The organism is Desulfonema magnum (assembly GCF_017377395.1).
In the GTDB taxonomy this organism is placed as follows: Bacteria; Desulfobacterota; Desulfobacteria; order Desulfobacterales; family 4be13; genus Desulfonema_C; species Desulfonema_C magnum.
The window spans coordinates 4,900,901-4,923,704 of sequence record NZ_CP061800.1; the positions used below are offsets into that span (position 1 = coordinate 4,900,901).

Annotated in this window: 14 protein-coding genes; 6 read left to right on the forward strand and 8 right to left on the reverse strand. The window is 44.2% G+C overall.

Annotation, left to right across the window (positions count from 1 at the left end; translation table 11 throughout):
• Positions 1–71: 71 nt before the first annotated feature.
• The 3 genes from dnm_RS18835 to dnm_RS18845 all read right to left on the reverse strand — a co-directional run bounded on the left by dnm_RS18835 (position 72) and on the right by dnm_RS18845 (position 5,857).
• Positions 72–2,861, reverse strand: a complete 2,790-nt coding sequence (locus tag dnm_RS18835; RefSeq protein WP_207678453.1) for an Hsp70 family protein — start codon at positions 2,859–2,861, stop codon at positions 72–74.
• A gap of 256 nt (positions 2,862–3,117) precedes the next feature.
• Positions 3,118–4,914: an Hsp70 family protein gene (locus dnm_RS18840; protein ID WP_207678454.1), complete on the reverse strand. Its 1,797-nt coding sequence runs from the start codon at positions 4,912–4,914 to the stop codon at positions 3,118–3,120.
• A gap of 64 nt (positions 4,915–4,978) precedes the next feature.
• A complete protein-coding gene (locus dnm_RS18845; protein ID WP_207678455.1) occupies positions 4,979–5,857 on the reverse strand; it encodes a DUF2760 domain-containing protein in 879 nt (292 codons plus the stop codon).
• A gap of 773 nt (positions 5,858–6,630) precedes the next feature.
• On the opposite strand from dnm_RS18845, the gene dnm_RS18850 reads away from it, so the two are divergent.
• A complete protein-coding gene (locus dnm_RS18850; protein ID WP_276571811.1) occupies positions 6,631–7,776 on the forward strand; it encodes an MlaE family lipid ABC transporter permease subunit in 1,146 nt (381 codons plus the stop codon).
• Positions 7,777–9,086: 1,310 nt separating this feature from the next.
• Here the strand turns inward: dnm_RS18850 and dnm_RS18855 are convergent.
• From dnm_RS18855 to dnm_RS18875, 5 genes are all read right to left on the reverse strand, one after another.
• Positions 9,087–10,955, reverse strand: coding sequence for an O-linked N-acetylglucosamine transferase, SPINDLY family protein (locus tag dnm_RS18855; RefSeq protein WP_246556391.1), 1,869 nt, complete (start codon positions 10,953–10,955; stop codon positions 9,087–9,089).
• Between the two features lie 35 nt (positions 10,956–10,990).
• Positions 10,991–13,324, reverse strand: coding sequence for a tetratricopeptide repeat protein (locus dnm_RS18860; protein ID WP_207678458.1), 2,334 nt, complete (start codon positions 13,322–13,324; stop codon positions 10,991–10,993).
• 422 nt (positions 13,325–13,746) lie between these two features.
• On the reverse strand, positions 13,747–14,952 hold the full coding sequence (locus dnm_RS18865) for a methyltransferase domain-containing protein (protein WP_207678459.1): 1,206 nt from the start codon (positions 14,950–14,952) through the stop codon (positions 13,747–13,749).
• Positions 14,953–14,996: 44 nt separating this feature from the next.
• The gene (locus dnm_RS18870; protein ID WP_207678460.1) at positions 14,997–16,121 is read right to left on the reverse strand and encodes an ABC transporter substrate-binding protein; all 1,125 of its coding nucleotides are present in this window, start codon (positions 16,119–16,121) and stop codon (positions 14,997–14,999) included.
• A gap of 156 nt (positions 16,122–16,277) precedes the next feature.
• Positions 16,278–17,126: an MBL fold metallo-hydrolase gene (locus dnm_RS18875; protein ID WP_207678461.1), complete on the reverse strand. Its 849-nt coding sequence runs from the start codon at positions 17,124–17,126 to the stop codon at positions 16,278–16,280.
• A 1,125-nt stretch (positions 17,127–18,251) separates the two neighbouring features.
• Between dnm_RS18875 and dnm_RS18880 the strand changes: the two genes are divergently transcribed.
• From dnm_RS18880 to dnm_RS18900, 5 genes are all read left to right on the forward strand, one after another.
• Complete coding sequence (locus tag dnm_RS18880; protein ID WP_207678462.1) at positions 18,252–19,055, forward strand: potassium channel family protein; 804 nt, start codon at positions 18,252–18,254, stop codon at positions 19,053–19,055.
• A gap of 900 nt (positions 19,056–19,955) precedes the next feature.
• On the forward strand, positions 19,956–20,534 hold the full coding sequence (locus dnm_RS18885; RefSeq protein ID WP_207678463.1) for a D-sedoheptulose-7-phosphate isomerase: 579 nt from the start codon (positions 19,956–19,958) through the stop codon (positions 20,532–20,534).
• A gap of 91 nt (positions 20,535–20,625) precedes the next feature.
• Positions 20,626–20,868, forward strand: coding sequence for a four helix bundle protein (locus dnm_RS18890; RefSeq protein WP_207678464.1), 243 nt, complete (start codon positions 20,626–20,628; stop codon positions 20,866–20,868).
• Positions 20,869–21,131: 263 nt separating this feature from the next.
• Positions 21,132–22,082, forward strand: a complete 951-nt coding sequence (locus dnm_RS18895; RefSeq protein WP_207678465.1) for a GSU2086 family protein — start codon at positions 21,132–21,134, stop codon at positions 22,080–22,082.
• 105 nt (positions 22,083–22,187) lie between these two features.
• Positions 22,188–22,754 (forward strand): DNA N-6-adenine-methyltransferase, encoded by a 567-nt coding sequence (locus dnm_RS18900; RefSeq protein ID WP_207678466.1) that lies wholly within the window; start codon positions 22,188–22,190, stop codon positions 22,752–22,754.
• Positions 22,755–22,804 lie beyond the last annotated feature (50 nt).

Genomic DNA, 22,804 nt, shown 5'->3' on the forward strand with positions numbered 1-22,804 from the left:
TGTTTGGAAACCTTGGTCCGAGAGACGCTAAACCCGGCCGGCGGTTCGGATTTCTCAATCCGAACCGACTGTTATGTATGCAACACAATCCCTGAAGGAAGAGAATCTCCGAAGATGGTATTTTCCTCGTGTTTTGCCATTGGGACAATCTCTTTCAACATTTTTTCATGAGAATTCAGCAAATCATGCTCCGACAGCCAATCAATAATCCGGTCAGTCATAGAAACATCAATATCTCTCACACGGTCTCCGGTTTTACGCGCCATATGGACAAGGGCCGTTCCCACCGGCTTAGGATTGCCCCAGTCCCGCGACAAAATGGTTTCAATCCACGAGGAAACTTCATCAGGAGGGATAACTCTGTCCGCGGGACCATATAAAAGCTCCCTGGCTCCCATACGTGAAAGGGACCAAAAATGCTGAGGCTTGTATTTTTTAGAGGGAATTTCCGAAAGCAGCTGCCTGCCCCATTTGACTTTGTCCTTGACCAGAAGCCCTTCCATATTTGCCACTGCCATCCAGATTTCCAGATGTTCCTGGGGCGGTATTTTTGATTTTATTCCTTTTTTGGGCATCATCACCGGTGTGAGGTCCTGGATAAACTGACGCTGCTGTCCGGGTTTCAGACCGCCCGCGACCCTGCGCCATAATATCCACCATTCAGAGCGGACCTGGGCATTTTTTCCATGAAGCGGACCCCTTTTATAAATTTTCCATAATTTTTTTATCCGATGCTCATCAAAGCCGTCACCGAATCCGGGGCGCATACAAAACCCTGTGAGATTGAGCCATCGACTTTCAAATTTATTTGAAATATTAGGAAGTTTGATCAGTTCCAGCAATTCATCGGACATGGCCCGAATAAGACCGAGGGGCCATTTGTCTCTGGGTCTTTCCACCATTTTGGTAATATCTTTAACCAGAGAATCAAGAAGCTGGGTGTCCGAATCATTCGAAAAAGCCTTACGGACTTTTAGGCAGATATCCTTCACCACAGCCTCCTCAAAGACCTCTCCGTCTGAAACAGCGGTGGGCGAGGCGGTCTCACCCCGCAGTTGAAACTGAAGCTGCCAGCGATGGCTGCTTACATCCGAACGGCACCAGAGCGCAAGCGTTCCCATCTCTGTATAGGCCGCTTCAATCTGCACGGGAATTTTGGTCTTAACGCCCTTTTTTCCAAATTGAACAACCGTCTGAATCGGCGGAAGAGATGTCAGGGAATCGTCTATCTCCACAAGATCGCCGCACCTGTCCCCGGACCGAAAGCTGGAACTGTAAATATCAAAACTCACGGGCTGATTTGCCAAAACCTCAAATTTTTTGTCCGCCAGTTCAATATGGCTGCCCTCGTCAAGTCCCCGCTCCACAATACAAATGGCGTATTTTTTCTGAGCATCTCCGGCTTTGTCTGTTTTCTCCTCTTTTTTTGCGACACCCAGATAAAACGCTCGTGCGCTTCCGCTTCCCACACGCACGCCCTCTCCCATTTTGACCAGGCCGTAATAGGACGCGCCCAGGGCAACAGAAAGATCCGGATCAGGATTTTCAAGGATTCTCGGAACATTGGTGTCCTTTTCTTTAAACCAATGGCGGATGGCACTTCTGATCCGTTCCTGAATGACCTCGGCTTTCAATGACCCCCCATTGAAAAGAATCAGGTCCGGCGCACGAAATTCTCTGCCTAAGACATTTTCCACATCCGCCCTGTGCCGCTCCAAAAACCAGCCCAGATGGCGGGTAATGGCAGGTTCCTGTTCATATGGAAGCCCAAATTCCGTGATGCCCTTGCGTTCGGTTTTTTTCTTCCGGGTTTTGGCATGTGCAAGCGGAAAAAAGCCTTCCAGTATGGCTTTCTCCACGTCTTTACGTTTCAGATTCGCTGAAACTGTGCCGCCGATAAGCTTCTTTCCTTCTCCCATCAGGGTAATTCTTTTCGAATCCGCGTCTCCGTTCAGTATGATTTCCTTTGCCTGCCTGCACTGATGACAAAGGGTTTTCCATTTGTCTCCGGTCAGAGACACTTTTTTTTTGGAAAAACGCTTTTCCAGACGCCTCGCCAGGGCAAGGTCTATGTTATCTCCTCCGAGAATAAGATGATCCCCCACCGCGATCCTCTCAAACCGGGGGCTGCCATCTGCTTCTCTTAATGTGATGAGCGTAAAGTCCGTTGTTCCGCCACCCACATCACAGACAAGAATCAGCTCATTTGGCTTTACAAATTCGCTCCAGTGATGTTCATGGCGAATGAGCCAGTTATAGAATGCTGCCAGTGGTTCTTCCAGCAAGGTGACATGACTCAGACCGGCCAGCGACGCAGCTTCCAGCGTGAGGTCCCGTGCCACTTCGTCAAAAGACGCGGGAACCGTGATAACAATCACCTGGTTCTCAAGATACAGATCCGCGTCATCCCCTTTTGCGTTGTTCCAGGCGTTCTTAATATGTTTCAGATACGCCGCGGTGGCCTGAACCGGAGAAACTTTGAAAACTTCATCTCCCGACCCCCAGGGAAGGATTCTTGCTTTTCTGTCCACATTGGAATGGCACAGCCAGCTTTTTGCCGATGACACGAGCCGGGCCGGTACTTTTGCCCCGTGATCCCTGGCATAAGCCCCTGTAAAATTATCATCATCCCTTTTCCACGGAACAGACACGGATTCCTTTGCAATGTCATATGTTCCGGGAATGTAAAGAAAAGATGGTAAAACCGGAAGCTTTGAGAATTCTCCGGGTCCTGTCATCTGGGGCACATTAAATATTCTTATTTTTCTGTCCTCATCTGTCTGCAAATCCACATAGGAAACAGCAGAATTGGTCGTTCCGAGATCAATACCGATGATATAATGTTTATCAAGAAGATTCATTGGTGTGTTTGGGTGTTCTGAGTGTTCTGAGTGTTTTGAGTGTTTGAAGATCAGCACATCGAAAAGGCCATGACTGCTCCCGCCGGATGGGTAAATCCGGCTGTCCGGGTTCGGATTTGTCAATCCGAACCGGGCAGAAAGGACAGATACAGAGCAGGGAAGCCGAATATAACGGGCCGTCAGATCAGATACCGAGTTATATTTTCAATCTGCTGAGTAATTAAATCGGATATTCATATAAGGGAGAGATTTCGATCTACTGGCTTTCCTTTTCACGTACATTGAATTCGAGTTTCCATCTTTGCTTTTTGTTTTCTCTGGATACACACCAGAGTTCAAGGGTCCCGATTTCAGTCGCTTTTATCTCAAGCGTTACAGGGATGGGTGTGCCAGGCTCTCCGTCCAAAGTGGTTTCTATGGTGGTTATTCCCTCAACTTCCTCTTCCCAGTCATCAATAATCGTCCCAACCGTATCATGGAGCCGCAAGGATGAACCCAGAAAATCAAATTTGGCAGGTTCGCCGACCACAAGAACAAATTCCTGGTCCAGCGTGGCTGATGTTCCCTCTTCCATTCCAAAAGGTGCCACGCACAGGGCTTTTATCGGAGGCGGCATACCCGGGACACTCGGTAACGAGGCGGCCACACCAATATAATACGCCTTGTTGAGACCGCCTCGTATGCGGATACCGTTCCCCCGGCGGGCCATGCCGTAATATGCGGCTCCCCTGGCAACGCTCAGATCAAAGTCCTTTGTCTCAATTTCACGAAGGGTTGCCTTGGAACTCGGTTTTATCCACGATGAAATGACATTCACAATCTGCTGCCTGACAGATTCGGATTTCATCACACCGCCATTAAAGAGTATGGTGGTGGGCAGCTTCTGGTTTTCCTGACGATTGAGAAAATACGCGACATGGTGGGTTATGGCCGGATCTGCTTCATAAGAGAGCCCCACCTCTTTGATACCTACGGTTTTATTTACAGCCGGTTTTACAGTTTTTGAGCAACTGGGGAAAAAGCCATTCAGAATGACGGTCTCAATTTCTTTTCTTGAAAGCTTTGTTTTTTTTGTACCCCCGATCACACTTCTGCCTCCTCCCAGAATCGTCACAGGGTAATCTTTCATTTCAGGGTCCGCCAGAATGCTTTCTTTTGCTTTTCGGCAACTGTGCCAAAGTGCGCGCATCTGCCAGGTATCCAGCCTTTTCCCTTTCTGGAACATCCGTCTAAAAACAGCGTAGGCAAGAGCGAGGTCCATGTTGTCGCCGCCGATCAGCAGATGGTCTCCCACCGCGACCCGCTCCAGTACAAGTTCCCCATTTTCATCGGTAACATTGATGAGACTGAAATCAGAAGTACCGCCTCCCACATCGCAGACAAGGGCAAGGTCCCCTTTCTTAATATTATCCCGCCATTTGTCCCCTGATGATTCAATCCAGGCATAAAAAGCGGCCTGAGGCTCTTCAAGCAGGGTGATGTTGGTAAGACCGGCCATTTCAGCAGATTTTACAACAAGGTCCCTGGCAACCGCGTCAAAAGACGCAGGAACGGTTAGCAACACATCCTGGCTTTCCATTCTGAGCGTTTCATCATCCGCTGCCATGGTGTGATTCCATGCGTCACGGATGTGTTTTAAAATAATCGAAGCTGACTCCACGGGGGAGATTTTTGAGACCTCTTCCGGGGCTTCCCAGGGAAGAATCGGCTTGTTCCGATCCACCAGCGTATGACAGAGCCATGATTTGGATGAAGATATCAGGTGATGGGGGATCTCACTGCCCCGTTCTCTGGCAAACTCACCTGTTGCAATTTTGCTATCCTTATCCCAGGGCAGGTGGAGCGCATCCTCTGAGACATCGTGTTTTCCGGGTAAAAGCACAAAAGAAGGAAGAACCTGACGTTTTTCCACTGCTCCGGCTTCTACAAGCTGGGGGATTTCAAGAACATGTATATCCGGCTTCTGGCCTTTTTTTATATTTGTTTCTGTATAAGCGACAACACTGTTGGTTGTACCTAAATCAATTCCAATGATATAAGTTGGATCTGACACAATTTCACCTCCTTAAATTAATTGAAAACTGAAGGCTGATGCTTCAGATTTCAGTCTTCAATTTCTAGAGAATTTCAACTTCGGCAGGGGCAATGATATCCGGATTTCGGCTGGCGGACAGGGTTGGCAGTTCAAGCCTTGTCACTTTCCATCCCCTGTGATGCACAACACCTTTGAATGGCGGTTCACCAGTTACGTTACCGATTAATTTAATCGCTGTCGGATCAAACCCGGGCTGAATCATGATCTCATCGTCCTCATCTTCATCAAGCACGGCTCCGGATGTCAGGTATTTGCTCATGACTTTCTTACAGCTTTCATGGACACTGCGGACAGCAGCCCCGATCTGATCATCTTCATAATCTTCGAGGTCTTCTGAAAAGAAATCCAGCAGGCGTCCTTCTTTCTGAAATACAGACAGCAAATGTAAAAACAACCGTCTGTCATTTTGTATTTTTTCCTGTTTGTCAGAATTCGTTTCTTTAGCGGTCGTTTCCGACTTCTTTTTAGCTTTTGCGCTGATAAGATATGATTTTTCCATCAGTTTCACAAAAGAATAACGCAAGAAAAGCCACAGAAGCAATCCGAACAGGAAGAAGAATCCAGTTGAAACAGGTACAAAATACAATTTAAGCATGTCAATAATTGTAGAAGCCTGCCGAATAAATTCCCCTGTCTCAGAACTGACAGTGTTAGCTTGTGACAAAAACAAAACTATTTTCTGAGAACTGATATTCAACGCAAAATGACACGCGGAATCAATCGCAATGCACAACATACTTGTAAAAAAAATTATCCAGAACAACGAACGACGAGAATACAACCTGATAATGTCCATACTTAATTTATCTCCTCTGTAAATCGAAACTTGAAACTTGAAATCCGAAAGCCCGCGGATTTTCATGCAGGCAATATATAACGGATTCCAAGTTTCAAGTTTCATCAAATAAAGCTGATGGCTGAGACCTGCTTAGATTCTCAACGAAATTTAACGGCCGGCTCAGGCAATCTGAAACATATCTTAATAATTTTTTTTTGTAAAGCTGCCAACACCGAGTAAAAATATACCATTAAATATATTATAGATAGCCTGTCAAGCATCATTTGAAATATCTATTTTAAAAATATATGTTTTTTAGAAAATCATTTCAAAAAAATTTGTTAAATTGAACAGGCATTTTAACTTGTTACGGTTAAAAACTTATGATAAGCATTGGAAATTAATATTACAAGAAAACTCAAAAAAATTTAAAATTGGAAAAATGACTTTTTACAAATACAAATTTGATTTTGAAGTCGGCACTCTCGTCAAAAGTCCCTGTAGGAAATGTGACAAAAGAAAAGATTTTCCTGCATGTACTGAGGATTGTAAAATGCTGGACAAAATACAAAGCGTTTTGGCTGAAACAAGGTCCTGTTCAAAAGACACCTGGCCCAGTATGTAAATCTGACCTGTCTTATTACCATGAAAATCCATTTTCATAGCCGGGACTATCACCCTGATCATGAACGTTTTTTATGAATTTCGCTTCATCTGCATGAATTAGTGATAAGCAGGGATTATTACGCTCCGGCTATACATAATGGAAGCAGGGGACCGGCTTTTATAATTTTCTGTGCAAACAAAATAACAAGGAAAGGATATAAGAAGAGGACGTTTTTTCCTTTCTTATCTCTTTTCCCTGTACTTCTTACAAATTTTTATAATTTTCTGCCATGACAAAAACAAAACAAAAATCCTTCTGTTCTTATGAGATTACAGAAAGAACTAAGGGAGAATTGACAATTCATTTCATCGGAAGGATGGATATTGAAACGTCGCCACCTGTTCTTAAAGAAATGCTTGTGCTGATACGGGAGAAATCCCCCTTTTCTGTCATAGCGGACCTTGAGAGGGTGACATATTTTGATGATTTCGGCTCCCTTGTCCTGTTTGAAATAAAGCAGTTCATGACCGCACAGAAGGGGAAATTCGATATTGTCAACATCAGCGGCAAAGCAGAGAAAATCCTTTCTCAGACAGATTTTAATTCAGATGAACTCTGTACGCCCCTCAAAAGAAAAAGGGCATTTAACCTCATCATTCATTTAGGTGAATCGGTCATAAAAGATGCCTCAGGCATAAAATTCATGGTTTCTTTTATCGGATCTGTGATGATTTCATCTGTCCGTGTCTGTTTTCATCCCAAGTCCCTGCGTGTGAATGATACCATTACCCATATGGAAAGAACCGGCGTGGATGCTCTTCCCATTGTGGCGCTGATAAGTTTTCTTCTGGGACTGATCATGGCGTTTATGTCATCCATTCAGTTTCGGCAGTTTGGCGCAAGCATTTATGTTGCTTCGCTGGTGGCCTTTGCAATGGTTTCGGAGTTAGGCCCGATCATGACAGCCATTGTGGTGGCAGGAAGGTCCGGTTCCGCGTTTGCTGCAGAAATAGGGACTATGAAGATTTCTGAAGAAATTGACGCGCTTTCCACCATGGGATTTGATCCGATTCTGTTTCTGACTGTCCCGAGGCTTATTGCTTCTGTTATCGTTGTTCCGCTTCTGATACTTTTTTCAAATCTTTTTGCTATTTCAGGCGGTCTTATGGTGGGCGTGTTTATGCTTGATCTGAGTCCCAATACCTATATTAAAGGGACCATCGAAGCCCTTACGCTGACCGAAGTGCTGTGGGGAATGATGAAAGGCGCTGTTTTTGCAATGCTGATTGCCTGGGTCGGATGTCTCAGGGGATTTCAGGCAGAGGGGGGCGCGTCTGCTGTGGGAAGCGCAGCGACCTCGGCCGTTGTCACCAGTATTTTTTTGATCATCCTTTTTGACTCGGTTTTTGCTGTTACCCGAAGTTACTGGGGGTAATCTTCCGAGCTAAGAAACCCGGCTTTTCCCCCCGGTCCGGGAAGTATCCCTGAAAAAAGAAAGCCGGGTTTCTTCTCCGGAGCAAATCCGGGAGGTCAGGCTTATGAATCAAGAAACCCGGGTTTTTCCTCCTGGCCCGGAAGCTTCCCCGAAAAAAAAGCCGGGTTTCTTCTCCGGCCCGAATTGTGAACCCCGATTTTATGAATCAAGAAACCCGGCTTTTTCCTCCTGGCCCGGAAGTATCCCTGAAAAAAAAGCCGGGTTTCTTCTCCGGAGCAAATCCGGGAGGTCAGGCTTATGAATCAAGAAACCCGGGTTTTTCCTCCTGGCCCGGAAGTATCCCTGAAAAAAAAGCCGGGTTTCTTCTCCGGCCCGAACTGTGAACCCCGATTTTATGAATCAAGAAACCCGGCTTTTTCCCCTGACTCGGAAGTATCCCTGAAAAAAAAAGCCGGGTTTCTTCTCCGGCCCGAATTGTGAAACCCGATTTTATGAATCAAGAAACCCGGCTTTTTCCTCCTGGCCCGGAAGTATCCCTGAAAAAAAAGCCGGGTTTCTTCTCCGGCCCGAATTGTGAACCCCGATTTTATGAATCAAGAAACCCGGCTTTTTCCCCTGACTCGGAAGTATCCCTGAAAAAAAAAGCCGGGTTTCTTCTCCGACCCGAACTGTGAACCCCGATTTTATGAATCAAGAAACCCGGGTTTTTCCTCCTGGCCCGGAAGCTTCCCCGAAAAAAAAGCCGGGTTTCTTCTCCGGCCCGAATTGTGAACCCCGATTTTATGAATCAAGAAACCCGGCTTTTTCCTCCTGGCCCGGAAGTATCCCTGAAAAAAAAGCCGGGTTTCTTCTCCGGCCCGAATTGTGAACCCCGATTTTATGAATCAAGAAACCCGGCTTTTTCCTCCTGGCCCGGAAGTATCCCTGAAAAAAAAGCCGGGTTTCTTCTCCGGCCCGAATTGTGAAACCCGATTTTATGAATCAAGAAACCCGGCTTTTTCCTCCTGGCCCGGAAGTATCCCTGAAAAAAAAGCCGGGTTTCTTCTCCGGCCCGAATTGTGAACCCCGATTTTATGAATCAAGAAACCCGGCTTTTTCCCCTGACTCGGAAGTATCCCTGAAAAAAAAAGCCGGGTTTCTTCTCCGACCCGAACTGTGAACCCCGATTTTATGAATCAAGAAACCCGGCTTTTTCCCCCGGCCCGGGAAGTATCCTTGAAAAAAAAGCCGGGTTTCTTCTCCTGAACAAATTCGGGAGGCCGGGGTTATGAATCAAGAAACCCGGGTTTTCCCCCTGACGTTTTTTTTCTCTACATAATCTGCCTCGGCTTTCCCCTGCTCAGAAAAATTCTCCACATTTCTTTGTAAACGCTTTCCATATCTCTGACAAACCCGGGCGTATCAAACAACGGTTTTGTTAAGCGATTTTTCTCAAGCTTCATTCGTAATCTCCCGAGTTCGGCCGGCGTATTTCCTAGGCGCACCGCAAGATTTTCATAATCTTTCAGAGAATGTGTCACCAGTTCAGGCAGTCCCACTGCTCTGAGAACACTGGACGCGACACGGGAAGCATAATGGGTTCCCTCCAGGGTGATCACCGGAACACCGGCCCACAATGCATCACTGGTGGTGGTGTGTCCGTTATAAATCCGCGTGTCCAGCACCACATCTGCGAGTCTTATCCGCGCCAGATATTCGCCTTTTGTCGGCAATCTGTCCGCAAAAAAGAGCCGTTCAGAACGGATGCCTCTTGCTTCCGCCTCCTGTCTCAGATTTTTTTCGCCGGTTTTGCTTTTCCTCGGCATCCACAAAATGCTTTTGGGAACCTGGTGAAGAATCTTCATCCACACATCAAACATGACAGATTCAATTTTGTAACCATGATTAAACGAACAAAATACAAAACTGTCCTCAGGCAGTCCGAAATCTGTTTTTTTCCAGTTTTTCTCCGCAATGGCCTGGGTGTTGTCGTTGATCTGAAAACAATGGGGCATATAAGCGAAATTCTCCGTGTAATACGGTGCATGTGCCTCAGGCGTTACAATTTTGTCCGTGAGAATATAATCAAAAAAATCAGCACCGGTCGTACCTGCAAATCCGAGGTAAGTCACCTGAACCGGAGCCGGCCGAAGCGCACAAATCTCTAAGCGGCCATCTTTTGTGTGTCCTGTCAGCTCGACAAGAATATCCACCTGATCCTCATAAATCCGCTTTGCCGAATCCGCATGTCCCAGCGCTCGGATGTCAACAAATTTGTCACAATCTTCCTGTATTTTTTTTCTGTAGTAACTTCCGTCATCCGGCCCGTGTGAATAGCAGAACACATTAAACTCATCCCGGTTGTGCAGTCCGAACACCCCCAGCATAAGATGCGATACCGCATGATTACGGAAGTCGCTTGAAAGATAGCCCACTGTGATTTTTCGCTTCTCTGATCTCCTGTTGTCAAATGAAAAATTCAGATTCAGATTCGAAAAGGGTTTTGCGGCCGCCGCGGCCCATGATTTTGCCACCGCGAGATTGTGAGCTAACTCCCTGGATCTCGTGAGATTCATGAAAGGGCTTTCCGATGTTTTTGCGCCGCGTTCCAGTTCCTCTTTGGTCAGGGCTTCGAGTCTGGGAGAGAGTTCTGCAAGTTCCTGCCACGCGCATGTCTGCTGCAACTGGCGGACAAGATAGCTGTAAGCTTTTGTATAATCAGGTCTTAACTCCAGGGCTTTTTTATAGCATGAGACAGATTCATCAAATTTGCTCTGGTCTTTATATGCATTTCCCAGGTTATTGTAAGCTTCGGGATAATTGGGTCTGATTTCCAGGGCTTTCTGATAACATGCCACAGCTTCATCCACCCTGCCCAGGTCCTGAAACGCGGTTCCCATGTCATTGTATGCCACAGCGTCATTGGGATTAATTTTCAGGGCGTTCTGATAGCAGGTGATGGCCTCGGCTGTCCTTCCCTGGTCCTGAAGCGCAAATCCGATATTGCTGTATGCCTCAACAAAATTCGGTTTGATTTTCAGGGCGTTTTCATAGCATGAAATCGCCTCGTCCAATTTCCCCAGATGCTGAAACGTAATCCCCAGGCTGTTGTGATAACATGCTTTTTCAGGGCCAATCTGAATGGCCTTTCTGATGAGATTCTCTCCGATATCTTTTTTACCGGACTGATGCGCGATCACACCGGACAAATGCAATGAATCCGAATGATTCGGATTTATTTCAAGTATTTTTTATAAATCTCCTCAGCTTTCCCCGTTTCCCCTGCTTCATGATACTGAACCGCTTTTTTAAATTCATTCTCAATATCGAAACTTGAAACTTGAAACTTGAAACTTGAAACTGGAGATACTTCTATTACAGCTTTTTCAAAGAAATCCTCCAGTTCATGTACCATTTCAATATCCTCAAATAAGACATCCGCGTTGGCTCTGATTTTGCTTCTGACTTCATCTCTCCAGGTTTTGTCGTTGGCGAGTCGGAGGGCAATGTTGATATAGGACGGTGCATCATTGGCAACGCAATCTGTCACGCCCATCTGTTTACAAAGGGCCAGCGTCACCCGCCCCCGCATAAAGGGGCCGGGCCATGTAACCACGGGAACTCCGCATGCAAAGGACTCATAACTTGTATTGCCCCCTCCGAAATACGGCGGATCAATCAGAACATCCGAGAGCATCAGGAGAGACAAAAAGTTTTTATGACTCATAAAGGAGATGAATCGTATCCGATCTGTCATATCAGGAAACTGACGGATAAAACGGTTCCGCCATAATTTCGTAAAATGCGGATATGATCCTTCAAGTAAAACAAATAATCCGAGAGGATCACGGCGCAGAATCGCGCCCAGGGCAAGGTCAAAATCAGGATGAAATTTAAAAATCGCCTGGGGACATACATACAAATGGCGATCAACAGGAAGACCAAATTCTTCCCGTGACAGAGGAATATCAGGTATTTTCGGACGTTCATAACAGATATTCAGCCGCTTCAGACGAACCAGACATTCCGAATAATGTTCATCTCCGTCAGGGGGTTCTATTGTGTCCGAGGAAATAAAATAATCTATGTTCGGAATGCCCGTTGTCACCGGATGCCCCGATGTCACACACTGGACCGGGGCCAGGCGTGAAAATGCGAGAAAATATGTCAGGGAATCCATGCCAATGTCAGGATAAAACAAAATATCCAATGAATGTTCGGCAATTTTTTCCCGGGCCTTTTTTAAATGATTCGGCAAAACCACAACTTCATCCGCGCCAAAGGTGTCTGCAACAGTTTTTTGTTTTTCTGAAAAGCAAAACAAAGTGACATGAAATTTTTCTTTGGACAGATTTTTTATAATGCCCTGATTTAATTTTCCAACCGTCTGCTGGGAAGGATGGTAAAGGTGCATGGACACAAAGCCAATTTTGATTGGAAACTTGGAACTTGGAACTTGAAACTTGAAACTTGATGCTGAAATGGAGGATTCTGAGTTTCGAGTTTCGAGTTTCGAGTTTCGAGTTTCAAGTTTCGAGTTTCGAGTTTCGAGTTTCGAGTTTCGAGTTCCGAGTTCCGAGTTTCGAGTTTCAAGTTTCGAGTTTCGAGTTTCAAGTTTCGAGTTTCGAGTTTCGAGTTTCGAGTTTCGAGTTTCAAGTTTCAAGTTTCGAGTTTCGAGTTTCGAGTTTCGAGTTTCAAGTTTCGAGTTTCGAGTTTCAAGCTCCGGGCAGGCGTGGATATAAAAATCGGCAATTTTTTTCTGTATGTCTTTATCGTTCAATCCGTGATAGGCAAGGTAAAAATTTGTTGTTCCTATCTGCTGATTCGGGTCCTCAAGACGGATGCCTTTGTTTTTTAATGCGTCAAGCTGTTGGATTAAGTGTTTTCTGGATTGCGAAATCTGTTCTTTTGATTCGTTTATGACCGGAACCAGCAAGGCTTTTTTTACTTCAATTCCGAAGTCCGGTTTTATTTGGAGTGCGCTTTGATAACAGGACATTGCCTGGTCTGTTTTTCCCTGATCTCTGAACGCGTTCCCCATTCTGTCATAAGCTTTCACATCATCCGGCTGTATTTCCACGGCTTTTTGATAGCAGGAAATGGCTTCGTCTATCTTGCCCTGATCTCTGAACGCGGCCGCGAGGTTGTTATATCCCCTCATTAACCCGGGTCTTAACTGTAAGGCTTTTTGATAACAGGAAATGGCTTCATCTGTCCTGCCCATCTCCCTGAAAACATTTCCCATGTTATTATAGGCTTCCGCGTAGTCCGGTTTTACCTGTAAGGTTTTTTGATAGCAGGAGACAGCTTCGTCAAGTTTGCCCTGATTTCTGAATGACGCTCCGAGATTGTTGTAATAATTCGGATTGTCAGGATTAAGCTGAATCGCTTTGGCGATCAGATTTACAGCCTTTTCGTTGTTACCGACCTGATGCGCGGCAACCCCCAGGAGATGTAACGCATCCGGGTGATTCGGATGAATCTCAAGAATTTTTTTATATATCTCTTCAGCCTGTTGCAGTTGTCCTGCCTGATGATATTGAATTGCTTTGTTTAATTCTTTGTCCATTTATATGAAATAAGTGTCAGGTGTTAAGTGTTAAGTGTTAGGTACTCCGCTTTGGGCCGATGCCACCACCTGTTTTCTCAATCCAACCCATTGCAATTAAGCAGAAGGTTCGCCTATTATTCTAATCCGCCCCTTCTGCTTTTCCGGGTGTGTCCCACTTTTTGCATATCCGAAAAAATTAGCCACAAAGGCACAAAGGAACCACAAAGAGACTTCGTGAAACTTTGTGGCTTCGTGGCAAAAAAAACGGATGTGTCCCGACTTTTACACATAAAATCTGTCCTTGTGTAAAAGGTGGGACACACCCAGATAATCCGCTAATTGCCACAAAGGCACGAAGGCACAAAGAAACACGGAAAGCCTTCGTGAGCCTTTGTGTCTTTGTGTTTTCGTGGCGTTTAAGTTGCGCATCGCGTCAATTATCAATTATAAGGGTGTTTTTCATTCTCATAATCAACCAGCCGCCCTTCATGTTCTATGAGAATCTTTTCCGCCCGGATTTTGTGCTGCTTCATTTCTTCCATAATATCTCTTGCTCTCCATTGAGGCGGTATAATAATCACATCCGCGGGATGTTCTGTCAGCCAGTCACTAAAGCGTATTTCCTGCCCTGTTCCGGGGACAAAAGTGCCGACCTTGTTCATATCAGAATCTACCACCACCGGGAAACGCGTGGCATCAGCACCGTAACGGTTGACAAACGCTGCGGATTTTCCTGTTCCGCCCCATATGGCAATTCGCTTACCGCTTTTATGGAGGGAATCAAGCTGCTGAATGATAATATTCTCTGATGCTCTGGTTCTGTCACGGAAGCCAAGAGCAGCTTTAGCTGTTCGGACATGCTTCTGATAACACCCTAATTTCACAAAAGCATAAATCACTTCTCCGTCATAGACATGATCAATCATACGAATTTCCACACCGCACCGCTCAAGCATTTTTGTAAATGACTCGGTGGTAAACTGAGAATTGTGTTCATAATAAAAATCCACAGTTCGCCCTGTTTCTATTGCCTGGTCTATGCAAGGCACTTCGATATAAAGTTCAGGCTCTGACCCGAGGCAGGACGCTGAGAATGAAAGACTTTGTATGAATCCGAGAGGATTTATCAGATGCTCAAGAACATGGCGGCTGATAATTAAATCCGGCCGGATTTTGCTCACATGCAGATTGGGTTCAAACAGACACGCATTGAATTGAACCGATGGCATATCTTTATCAGATTTGGCTCCATGAGGATCAAATCCGATATATTTTCCGTCAGGGCATTCTGCTGCCAATCCCATTAGAAAACCGCCGTCACCATGTCCGATCTCCACGACAACCGGTTTTTTGGGCAATCGTTCCAGGATTTTTTTTCTTACAGAAATAATATTGTCCGCCCAGATAACCCCTTTGTTAAACATCAGATTGGGTTTTCTGGTATATGGCACTTTGGAATAGTCAAAAGCCGCATTATAGACATGCCCGCATTCCACACACCTGACAAAATCCAATGGCAGGCGCTGCATGGATTTGGCTTCGTCACAACTCCGGGGCCAGGCAACTGTGGCAATCGGCTGCAATGAGGGATCAAGGAATGGCACAGCAATATAATGACCACATGCAGGACAGGTTTCCTGACGCATTGAATTAACAAGTGTATCCGTCATATTTTTTTTTAATATCATTTTTAAGGTTTGAAGATTTTCAGATAACGGGCCTCACCATTTGTAATTTGCATAATCACGACATCTTTGATCGCGTCGCCATTTTCATCCATGGTGATATCGCCTGTCACTCCTTTAAAATTTCGGGTTTTCGCCAAAGCGCAACGAATTTTTTCACGCTCAAAAGAGCCGGATCTGCGTATGGCATCAGCTAAAAGATGCGTCGCGTCATAAGCAAGGGCTGCGTCTCCGAACACGCTGTTGGGATTACCCGCATATTTTCTCAAATATTCACGAGTAATGTCCCTGTCTGTGTTTTTGGACCAGTGCGTGCTGAAATAGCCCTGTTTTAATGATTCCCCTCCGATTCTGTAAAGTTTTGTGCTGCCCCATTTGTCTCCGCCGAGGGGAATGGCAGAAATTTTTTTATCCTGGGCCTGTTTTGCAATCACTTCGCTTTCATCCTCGCCAGGAATAAAAAGTATGTCCGGGGAATATGCTTTGCTCTGCTCAAGTATTTTGTCAAAATTCTGATCCTCAGAGGTGTAGGTCAGTTCAAGTAAAACACGGCCTTTCAGTTTTTCAAAATATTTACGGAATTCATGAGCCAGTCCTATGCTGTACTCACTGTTAATATTTTTGAGAATAACAGCCTTGGAAGCTCTGATATCTTTTCTGGCAAATCGGGCCATCACCTGCCCTTGAAAAAGGTCAGAGAAACAAACTCGGAATATGTAATTTCCTGTCCTGGTAATATCAGGATGGGCTGAGGCATTGCTGATCATGGGAATATGACAGTCCTGGGCAACTTTGGCAACTTCCATGGAATGCGCGTTCCAATTCGCCCCGATAATAGCGACAACCCCTTGTTCCGCAGCTTTTTCAGCAGCAGCTTTCGACCCCTCGGGTGTGCTGCGATTATCAATTTCTAATAATTCAATTTTTTTTCCCAGGATTCCCCCTTGTTTGTTGATTTCACTGACAGCGATTCTTACACCTTGAATTGAGGGAGCGTTACTAACAGAGGCGACACTCGTCTGGGCAAAAACAGATGCGATTTTAACGGTCTCGGATGCAACAACCTGCCCGGCAGCAACCAGACTCAGATACAAACAAATCACATTCAGCATTAAAATTTTTTTCATCATTCCTCCTCTGAAACTTGGAACATGGAATGCCGGCGGCCCGGCGGATTTTAATTTATGTTTATGTAACCTGTTCCGAGTATCAAATAAAGCCTGTCATTCTGTTCGGCGTGAGTTCAGTCGAACGGAATGACAGAAAAAAAACTTGATTACCGAGTTTTAGAAAATATATCTGACTCCCTGCTCACACCAGCCACCGAAGCCTGTTATATCTTGTTTCTTCCAATCGTCACTATAGTGTATGAAATACATTTTCTTTTTTATTTCAGGGGCTAAGGTCTTAAGATCATCAAGCGGGGCATGAACTGCCCCCGGGAAAAACTGCACATCATGAAACATGACTTGCGACTTATCAGCATATAAATTGATCAGGTCCGGATCAAATTGCGTATCCCCGGAAACAAATACATTGTTATCCACATACAATCCATAGGAGATAAACGAAGCTTCCCAGGATTCCGCCTGCTCCGGAATGTGTTTTGTTCTGAAGAGTTCCAAATGAATGTCATCCATATCCACTTCAAATATCTCTCTTGGCTGATGGGCTTTCCACTTAGGACGAACTGCTTTGAAAAAATCTGAAAATTGCAGTTTTTCCACAGAATCGAAACCTTTCTCATTCCATTCGAGTCCGCCTTGTAATGTATGGGTCCATAACACACGCTGATAATCTTCATTGATAATCATCGTTAATTTGGGTTTGTTTAAAAATCTCATGCCGACATATCTGTTCAATAAAGCCAGTGCCTCAATTCCTCCCACATGATCTGCATGCGAATGTGTCGGAAGCATAACTTCGATATCCGTGGGTTCCAACTGAGCGGTCTGGTACAAGGCTTTGGGTCCTGTCATCCCAAAGTCAACCATGATATGCGTATTTCCCTTTATGATTAAAAAATTGGTCTGATTTAACGTCTGGGCAAAAGCCGAGCCTGTTCCGATAAAAAAAAGTTCAAGTTCTCCCTTGTTTTTCAAAGACAGTTTCTGATTCGGTTTTACTTTTTTCATCCCTTATCTCCTCCCCCACCTGTGAACGGACAGGCTGTTTGCAGGTTCAGTAAATCGGAAATCTCCCGGTTTCGCTCCGCTCCCTCCGGCCTGAACAAATCTGGCTGAAATTTTTTGTATCTGCCAATCTGAAGCGGGCCGGGGCAGAATTCTCAATGAATTTTCGGGTATCGCTCCAAATTCGGATGTTATCCTATAGTTACAAAACTGATTCAGAGCGTTATATGAGCTTATATTCATAACTGGGAGAAACCCGGCTTTTTTGGGCCGGAGAGGCCCCCCGTCCGGGAAAAAAGCCGGGTTTCTTTGCATTTCCGAACACATTCCGGAAATTTTTCGACCTGCTGATATTTACAAAACTGATTCAGAGCGTTATATGAGCTTATATTCATAACTGGGAGAAACCCGGCTTTTTTGGGCCGGGGAGGCACCCCGTCCGGGAAAAAAGCCGGATTTCTTTGTATTTCCGCACACAGTCCGGAAATTTTTTGACCTGCTGATATTTACAAAACTGATTCAGAGCGTTATATGAGCTTATATTCATAACTGAAACATTACCAGACTTTTATCAGATTCAGTATGCCAGTTCAACTTTTTTTTGAATTTGCATTTGTCAAAAATGTTACAACAGGGTATAAATACAAAATAAACATTTATGAAACCTGATGATCAGTTCTTCTGACTTGGTTCGGATAAAAAAGCCTGTAATTCCTTTCGGGATACGACGTAACTTGCCTAAGTCTGAATTCACGCCCAACGGAATGACAGAAAAAAATTTGATTATCAGGCGAAAAGAAACCGGGTGTTTCCCATATGCATCAGGCTAAGAATGCGGGACGGCTGCCGGACGGGGTTTGCAACCCCGTCCGAAACGTTTGCGGGCGGCGATCCGGAAAATATTCCGGACGGGGTTGCAAACCCCGTCCTGCAAAAAAATTTGATTATCAGGCGAAAAGAAACCGGGTGTTTCCCCCTGACCATGAAAATAAACGCTCATGAAAAAGCCGTGTTTTTCGCCCCTGGTCATAAAAATATTTTCAGATAAAAAACACGGGGTTTCAAAATATATTTTCACGGTAAATAAAAAACGGTTTTTTAAATATATTTCTACGATAGAGGTTTAAAATGGAAAGATTACGACTTATTATATTTACACTTGTATTTCTGATCGTTGTTTTTTTCGGAACCTTCGGCTTTATGTATGTTGAAAAATTATCAGTCACAGATGCGATTTATTTCAGCATTGTAACAATTTCCACAGTGGGATACGGGGACCTTCATCCTGTAAGTCAGACTGGCAAATTTTTGGCAATCCTCTTAATTATCTCAGGCGGCGGAACCTTTTTCGGGATACTTGCCTCTGCTACAGAACTGGTCCTGAACCGGCGGGAGAAAAGAGCACGTATGGAAAAGCTGAACATGATCATAGGAGTGTTCAACAGCGAGGTCGGATCGGAGATGCTCACCCGTTTTGCCGACGCAGATACCGACGCTGATATACTGGAAAAATATCTCAACATTGATGCCAAATGGTCAGCGCAGCATTTCATTAAGGCAAAAAAATTCCTTCAATGTCATAACTTCAAAATTGACATTGATATTGCTGATCTGCCCGGCTTAAAAAATTTTCTTGAAGAAAAATCGAATATTTTGCTTCGGTTGCTGGAAAATCCCAATATCCTTGAACATGAATCTTTCACACAGCTTCTCCGGGCTGTTTTTCATGTAAAAGAGGAACTGGCCTATCGTGATGATTTAAGAAATCTTCAAAAAAGTGACTATGACCATCTTACAGGGGATATTCAAAGAGCTTATTCCCTGCTGGTTATCGAATGGCTGGATTATATGAGATATTTGAAAAATAATTATCCCTACCTGTTTGTCTTTGCCATAAGGTTGTCTCCCTTTGCCAGCAAAAACAGAATATGATACTCGATAATTAAGTTTTTGACTTGGATCGAACAAAAGTTTGTCATTCCTGCAAAAGCAGGAAACTGTTTTTACTTGATAATCACTCGATGATCAAGCGTTTGACCTGGATCGGAAAAAAAACTGATTGTCGGGTTTTAGCTTATGCGCCGGTTCCGGGCGCAGTGGATTCCTGCTTTCGCAGGAATGACAAGAAAAACTGATTGTCGGGTTTTATAAAATCCTTGCATCTGAAAAATCAGCACACTGACAGCCATAAAAAATCTGCTGATCAAATAAAACAAAATTTTAGAATATTTTTTCATGGTCCTGTATCAATACCGTTCGGCACGATTTTTGCATACATTTGTAACTAACTGAATTCATATATCCGGAAAACTGAAATCCCGAAATGCCCGCCGGGCGTTTTTCGGAAACAATTTCTCCAAAATGCGGAAATGCCGGGCATTTCCGTCCGGCTGTGCAAAAATCATGCCGAACGATATTGGTCCTGTATCACAGAAGAACGAAATGTCTCCTGTAATAAATGATTAAAAATCAGTTTTTATTTCAGTGTTAAAACATCGTGTTGGTATCATATAATAAAGATTGCAATCAATAAAAAATCGGTTTATATGGATTAATTCACTAAATTGTCAAAGTAAAAACTCACAATATCCGAACCATCTGAGTTTTTGATACAGATGCTCAGAACCTGTGATCACAACGAACGACGAAAGCTGTAGCAGATGACAAATTTTCAAATTACAAATCACAAATGAGTTTTATATAAAAAAACAATAATCATTTACTCTTATAGTATATTTTAGAGCTATGTTTTTCTGTTTCATGGATAAAAAAGTAGCTGTCTTAATTTAATTTTGACATCAGAGATTGTTTAATTTAGGTAGGAGACGAAATATGAAGGATATTATTATGAACATCCTTGATCAGAGCATCAGAGTTAAAGAGATGTTCATAAAAAATAATATTGATCTTATTGTTAAAGGGGCAGACAGAATTGTCATATCTCTTGCTTCCGGTCATAAGCTAATTATTTTTGGAAACGGAGGGAGTGCCGCGGATGCCCAGCATATTGCCGCTGAATTCGTGAACCGTTTTCAGATCGAGCGTCCCCCTCTGGCCGCCCTTGCTTTGACAACAGACACATCTGTCATCACAAGTATTGGGAATGACTATCACTTTGATGATATTTTTGCCAAGCAGATCAGGGCACTGGGCAAAAAAGATGACATTGCCATTGGTATCAGCACCAGCGGCAATTCAGCAAATGTAATCAAAGCGATGGAAGCAGCAAAAGAAATGGGGATATTTACAATAGGGTTCACTGGCAGCGGCGGCAAATTGGCAGAAGTCGCTGACATGACCTTTTCCGTAGAATCAGATACCACTGCCCGAATTCAGGAAACACATATTCTCCTCGGTCATACGTTGTGTGACCTTGTTGACAGAATCCTGTTTCCACATTTAATGAAATGAATGGATAATTGATAATTGATAATTGATAATTGATAATTGATAATGAATAATTGATAATGAATAATTGATAATGAATAATTGATAATGGATAATGAAAGAGAATCCGGTTTTAGACAAAAGTTTCGATTTTTCCATACGAATTATTAATCTTTATAAATATTTATGTAAAGAAAAGAAAGAATTTGTACTTTCAAAACAGGTTCTGAGAAGCGGCACTGCCATAGGTGCGTTGGTTCGCGAAGCACAGCATGCGGAAAGCAACGCGGATTTCATACATAAATTGTCAATAGCATTGAAAGAAGCAAATGAAACTGAATACTGGAACTGTTATTGAAAAAAACGGATTTTATATCCGAGTATCAGGCAAAAGATATGCTGGCAGACTGCACGGAGCTTCTTAAACTGCTTGTTTCAATTATAAAAAAATCAAAAAAATCAATTAAGAATTGAGAAATATAAGGTGTATCCCAAATCTGGAATCAATTACCAATTACCAATTATCAATTACCAATTATCAATTACCAATTATCAATTACCAATTATCAATTATCAATTACCAATTATCAATTATCAATTATCAATTATCAATTATCAATTATGTTTAAGCCTATAGATTTAAGTGAGTTAAAGACCTATTCTCTTTCAAAGCGGAAAAGCAAAGTCTGTACGGATGATTTTGCAGGCGTCTGGAAAGCTGGATCAGGTTTTAAGGATTTTTTTGACTGCCTTCCTAATATACTTGCCGCGGGAGATATCCGTGAGGTCATATCTTCCATGGCAACGGCTTTTGAGAATAAAAAAACCATCGCAGTTGCCATGGGCGCTCATGTGATCAAGGTGGGCCTGAATCCCATTATCATTGATCTTATGGAGCGCGGGATTATCAAAGCTGTGGCGATGAACGGCGCGGGGATTATCCATGATTCTGAAGTTGCCATGACAGGCCAGACCTCGGAAGATGTTGCAGCGTCCCTTGGTGACGGAATGTTCGGCATGGCGCGTGAAACAGGTGCTTTTCTAAGCGATGCTATTCAGAAAGCCGGGCAGGACTCTCTCGGACTGGGCCAGGCTGTGGGGCTGTCAATTATTGAAAACAAACTGCTATTTATGGATAAAAGCATCCTTGCCGCGGGTGCCCGTCTCGGTGTGCCAGTGACAGTTCATATTGCTATCGGAACGGACATTATCCATATGCATCCGCAGTTTGACGCAAAAGAGGCTGGCGGAGCAAGCCACAGGGATTTCCGGACGTTTGCGTCTGTGGTTGCCACGTTGGAACACGGCGTCTATCTGAACGTAGGTTCAGCCGTGATTCTGCCGGAAGTGTTTTTAAAGGCGATTACCCTTGTCCGTAATCTGGGGCACCATGTGGAGAATTTCACCACGGTCAATATGGATTTCATCCGGCATTACCGCCCCATGACCAATGTGGTAAACCGTCCCACGTCAGAAGGCGGAAGAGGATTTAATCTTGTGGGACATCATGAAATTATGCTTCCGCTCATTGCCGCGGGTGTTATTGAGGTGTTAGGTGGTGTTAAGTGTTAGGTGTTAGGTGTTTAGTGTTAGGTGTTAGGTGTTAGGTGTTAGGTGTTTAGTGTTAGGTGTTTAGGTGTCAGGTGCTAGGTAACTACTATGACCGCGGGAAGAACTGTGAACTCACAAAGCCAGGAATGGGGAACGCCTCACAAATATGCGGAGGCTGTCAGGTGTTTTTTTGGCGGGGCAGTCGCATTGGATCCCTGTTCAAACGAATATTCCGTAGTTCATGCCAAGACAGAATTCATGCTTCCGAAAAATGACGGACTTCAGGAAGACTGGAACTACCCGACAATATATGTGAATCCGCCATATGGCGCTGACAGGGAAAGAGGGACAACCATCAGGGACTGGCTGGCAAAATGTGTTCTGACAAACCAGAAATACGGTTCCGAAATTCTGGCCCTGGTTCCGGTCGCGACAAACACAGGCCATTGGAAACAGAGTGTTTTCGGAAAGGCGAGGGCTGTCTGCTTTCTCTATGACACAAGGCTGAAATTTCTTGAAAACGGCAACGGAGGCGGCAAGGGCGCGCCCATGGCGTGTGCGATGGTTTATTGGGGAAGGGATTACAACAAGTTCTGTAACGTATTTATTGAATATGGCGCTGTGGCAGACTTGTCAGGGCTGATCGGTACAGAGATAGGGCCGACAAAATCACAAATAAAGTTGCAATTTTGACAAGAAATACTTAGATTCAAAATAAGGAATTGAAATCTCATATAACCTGT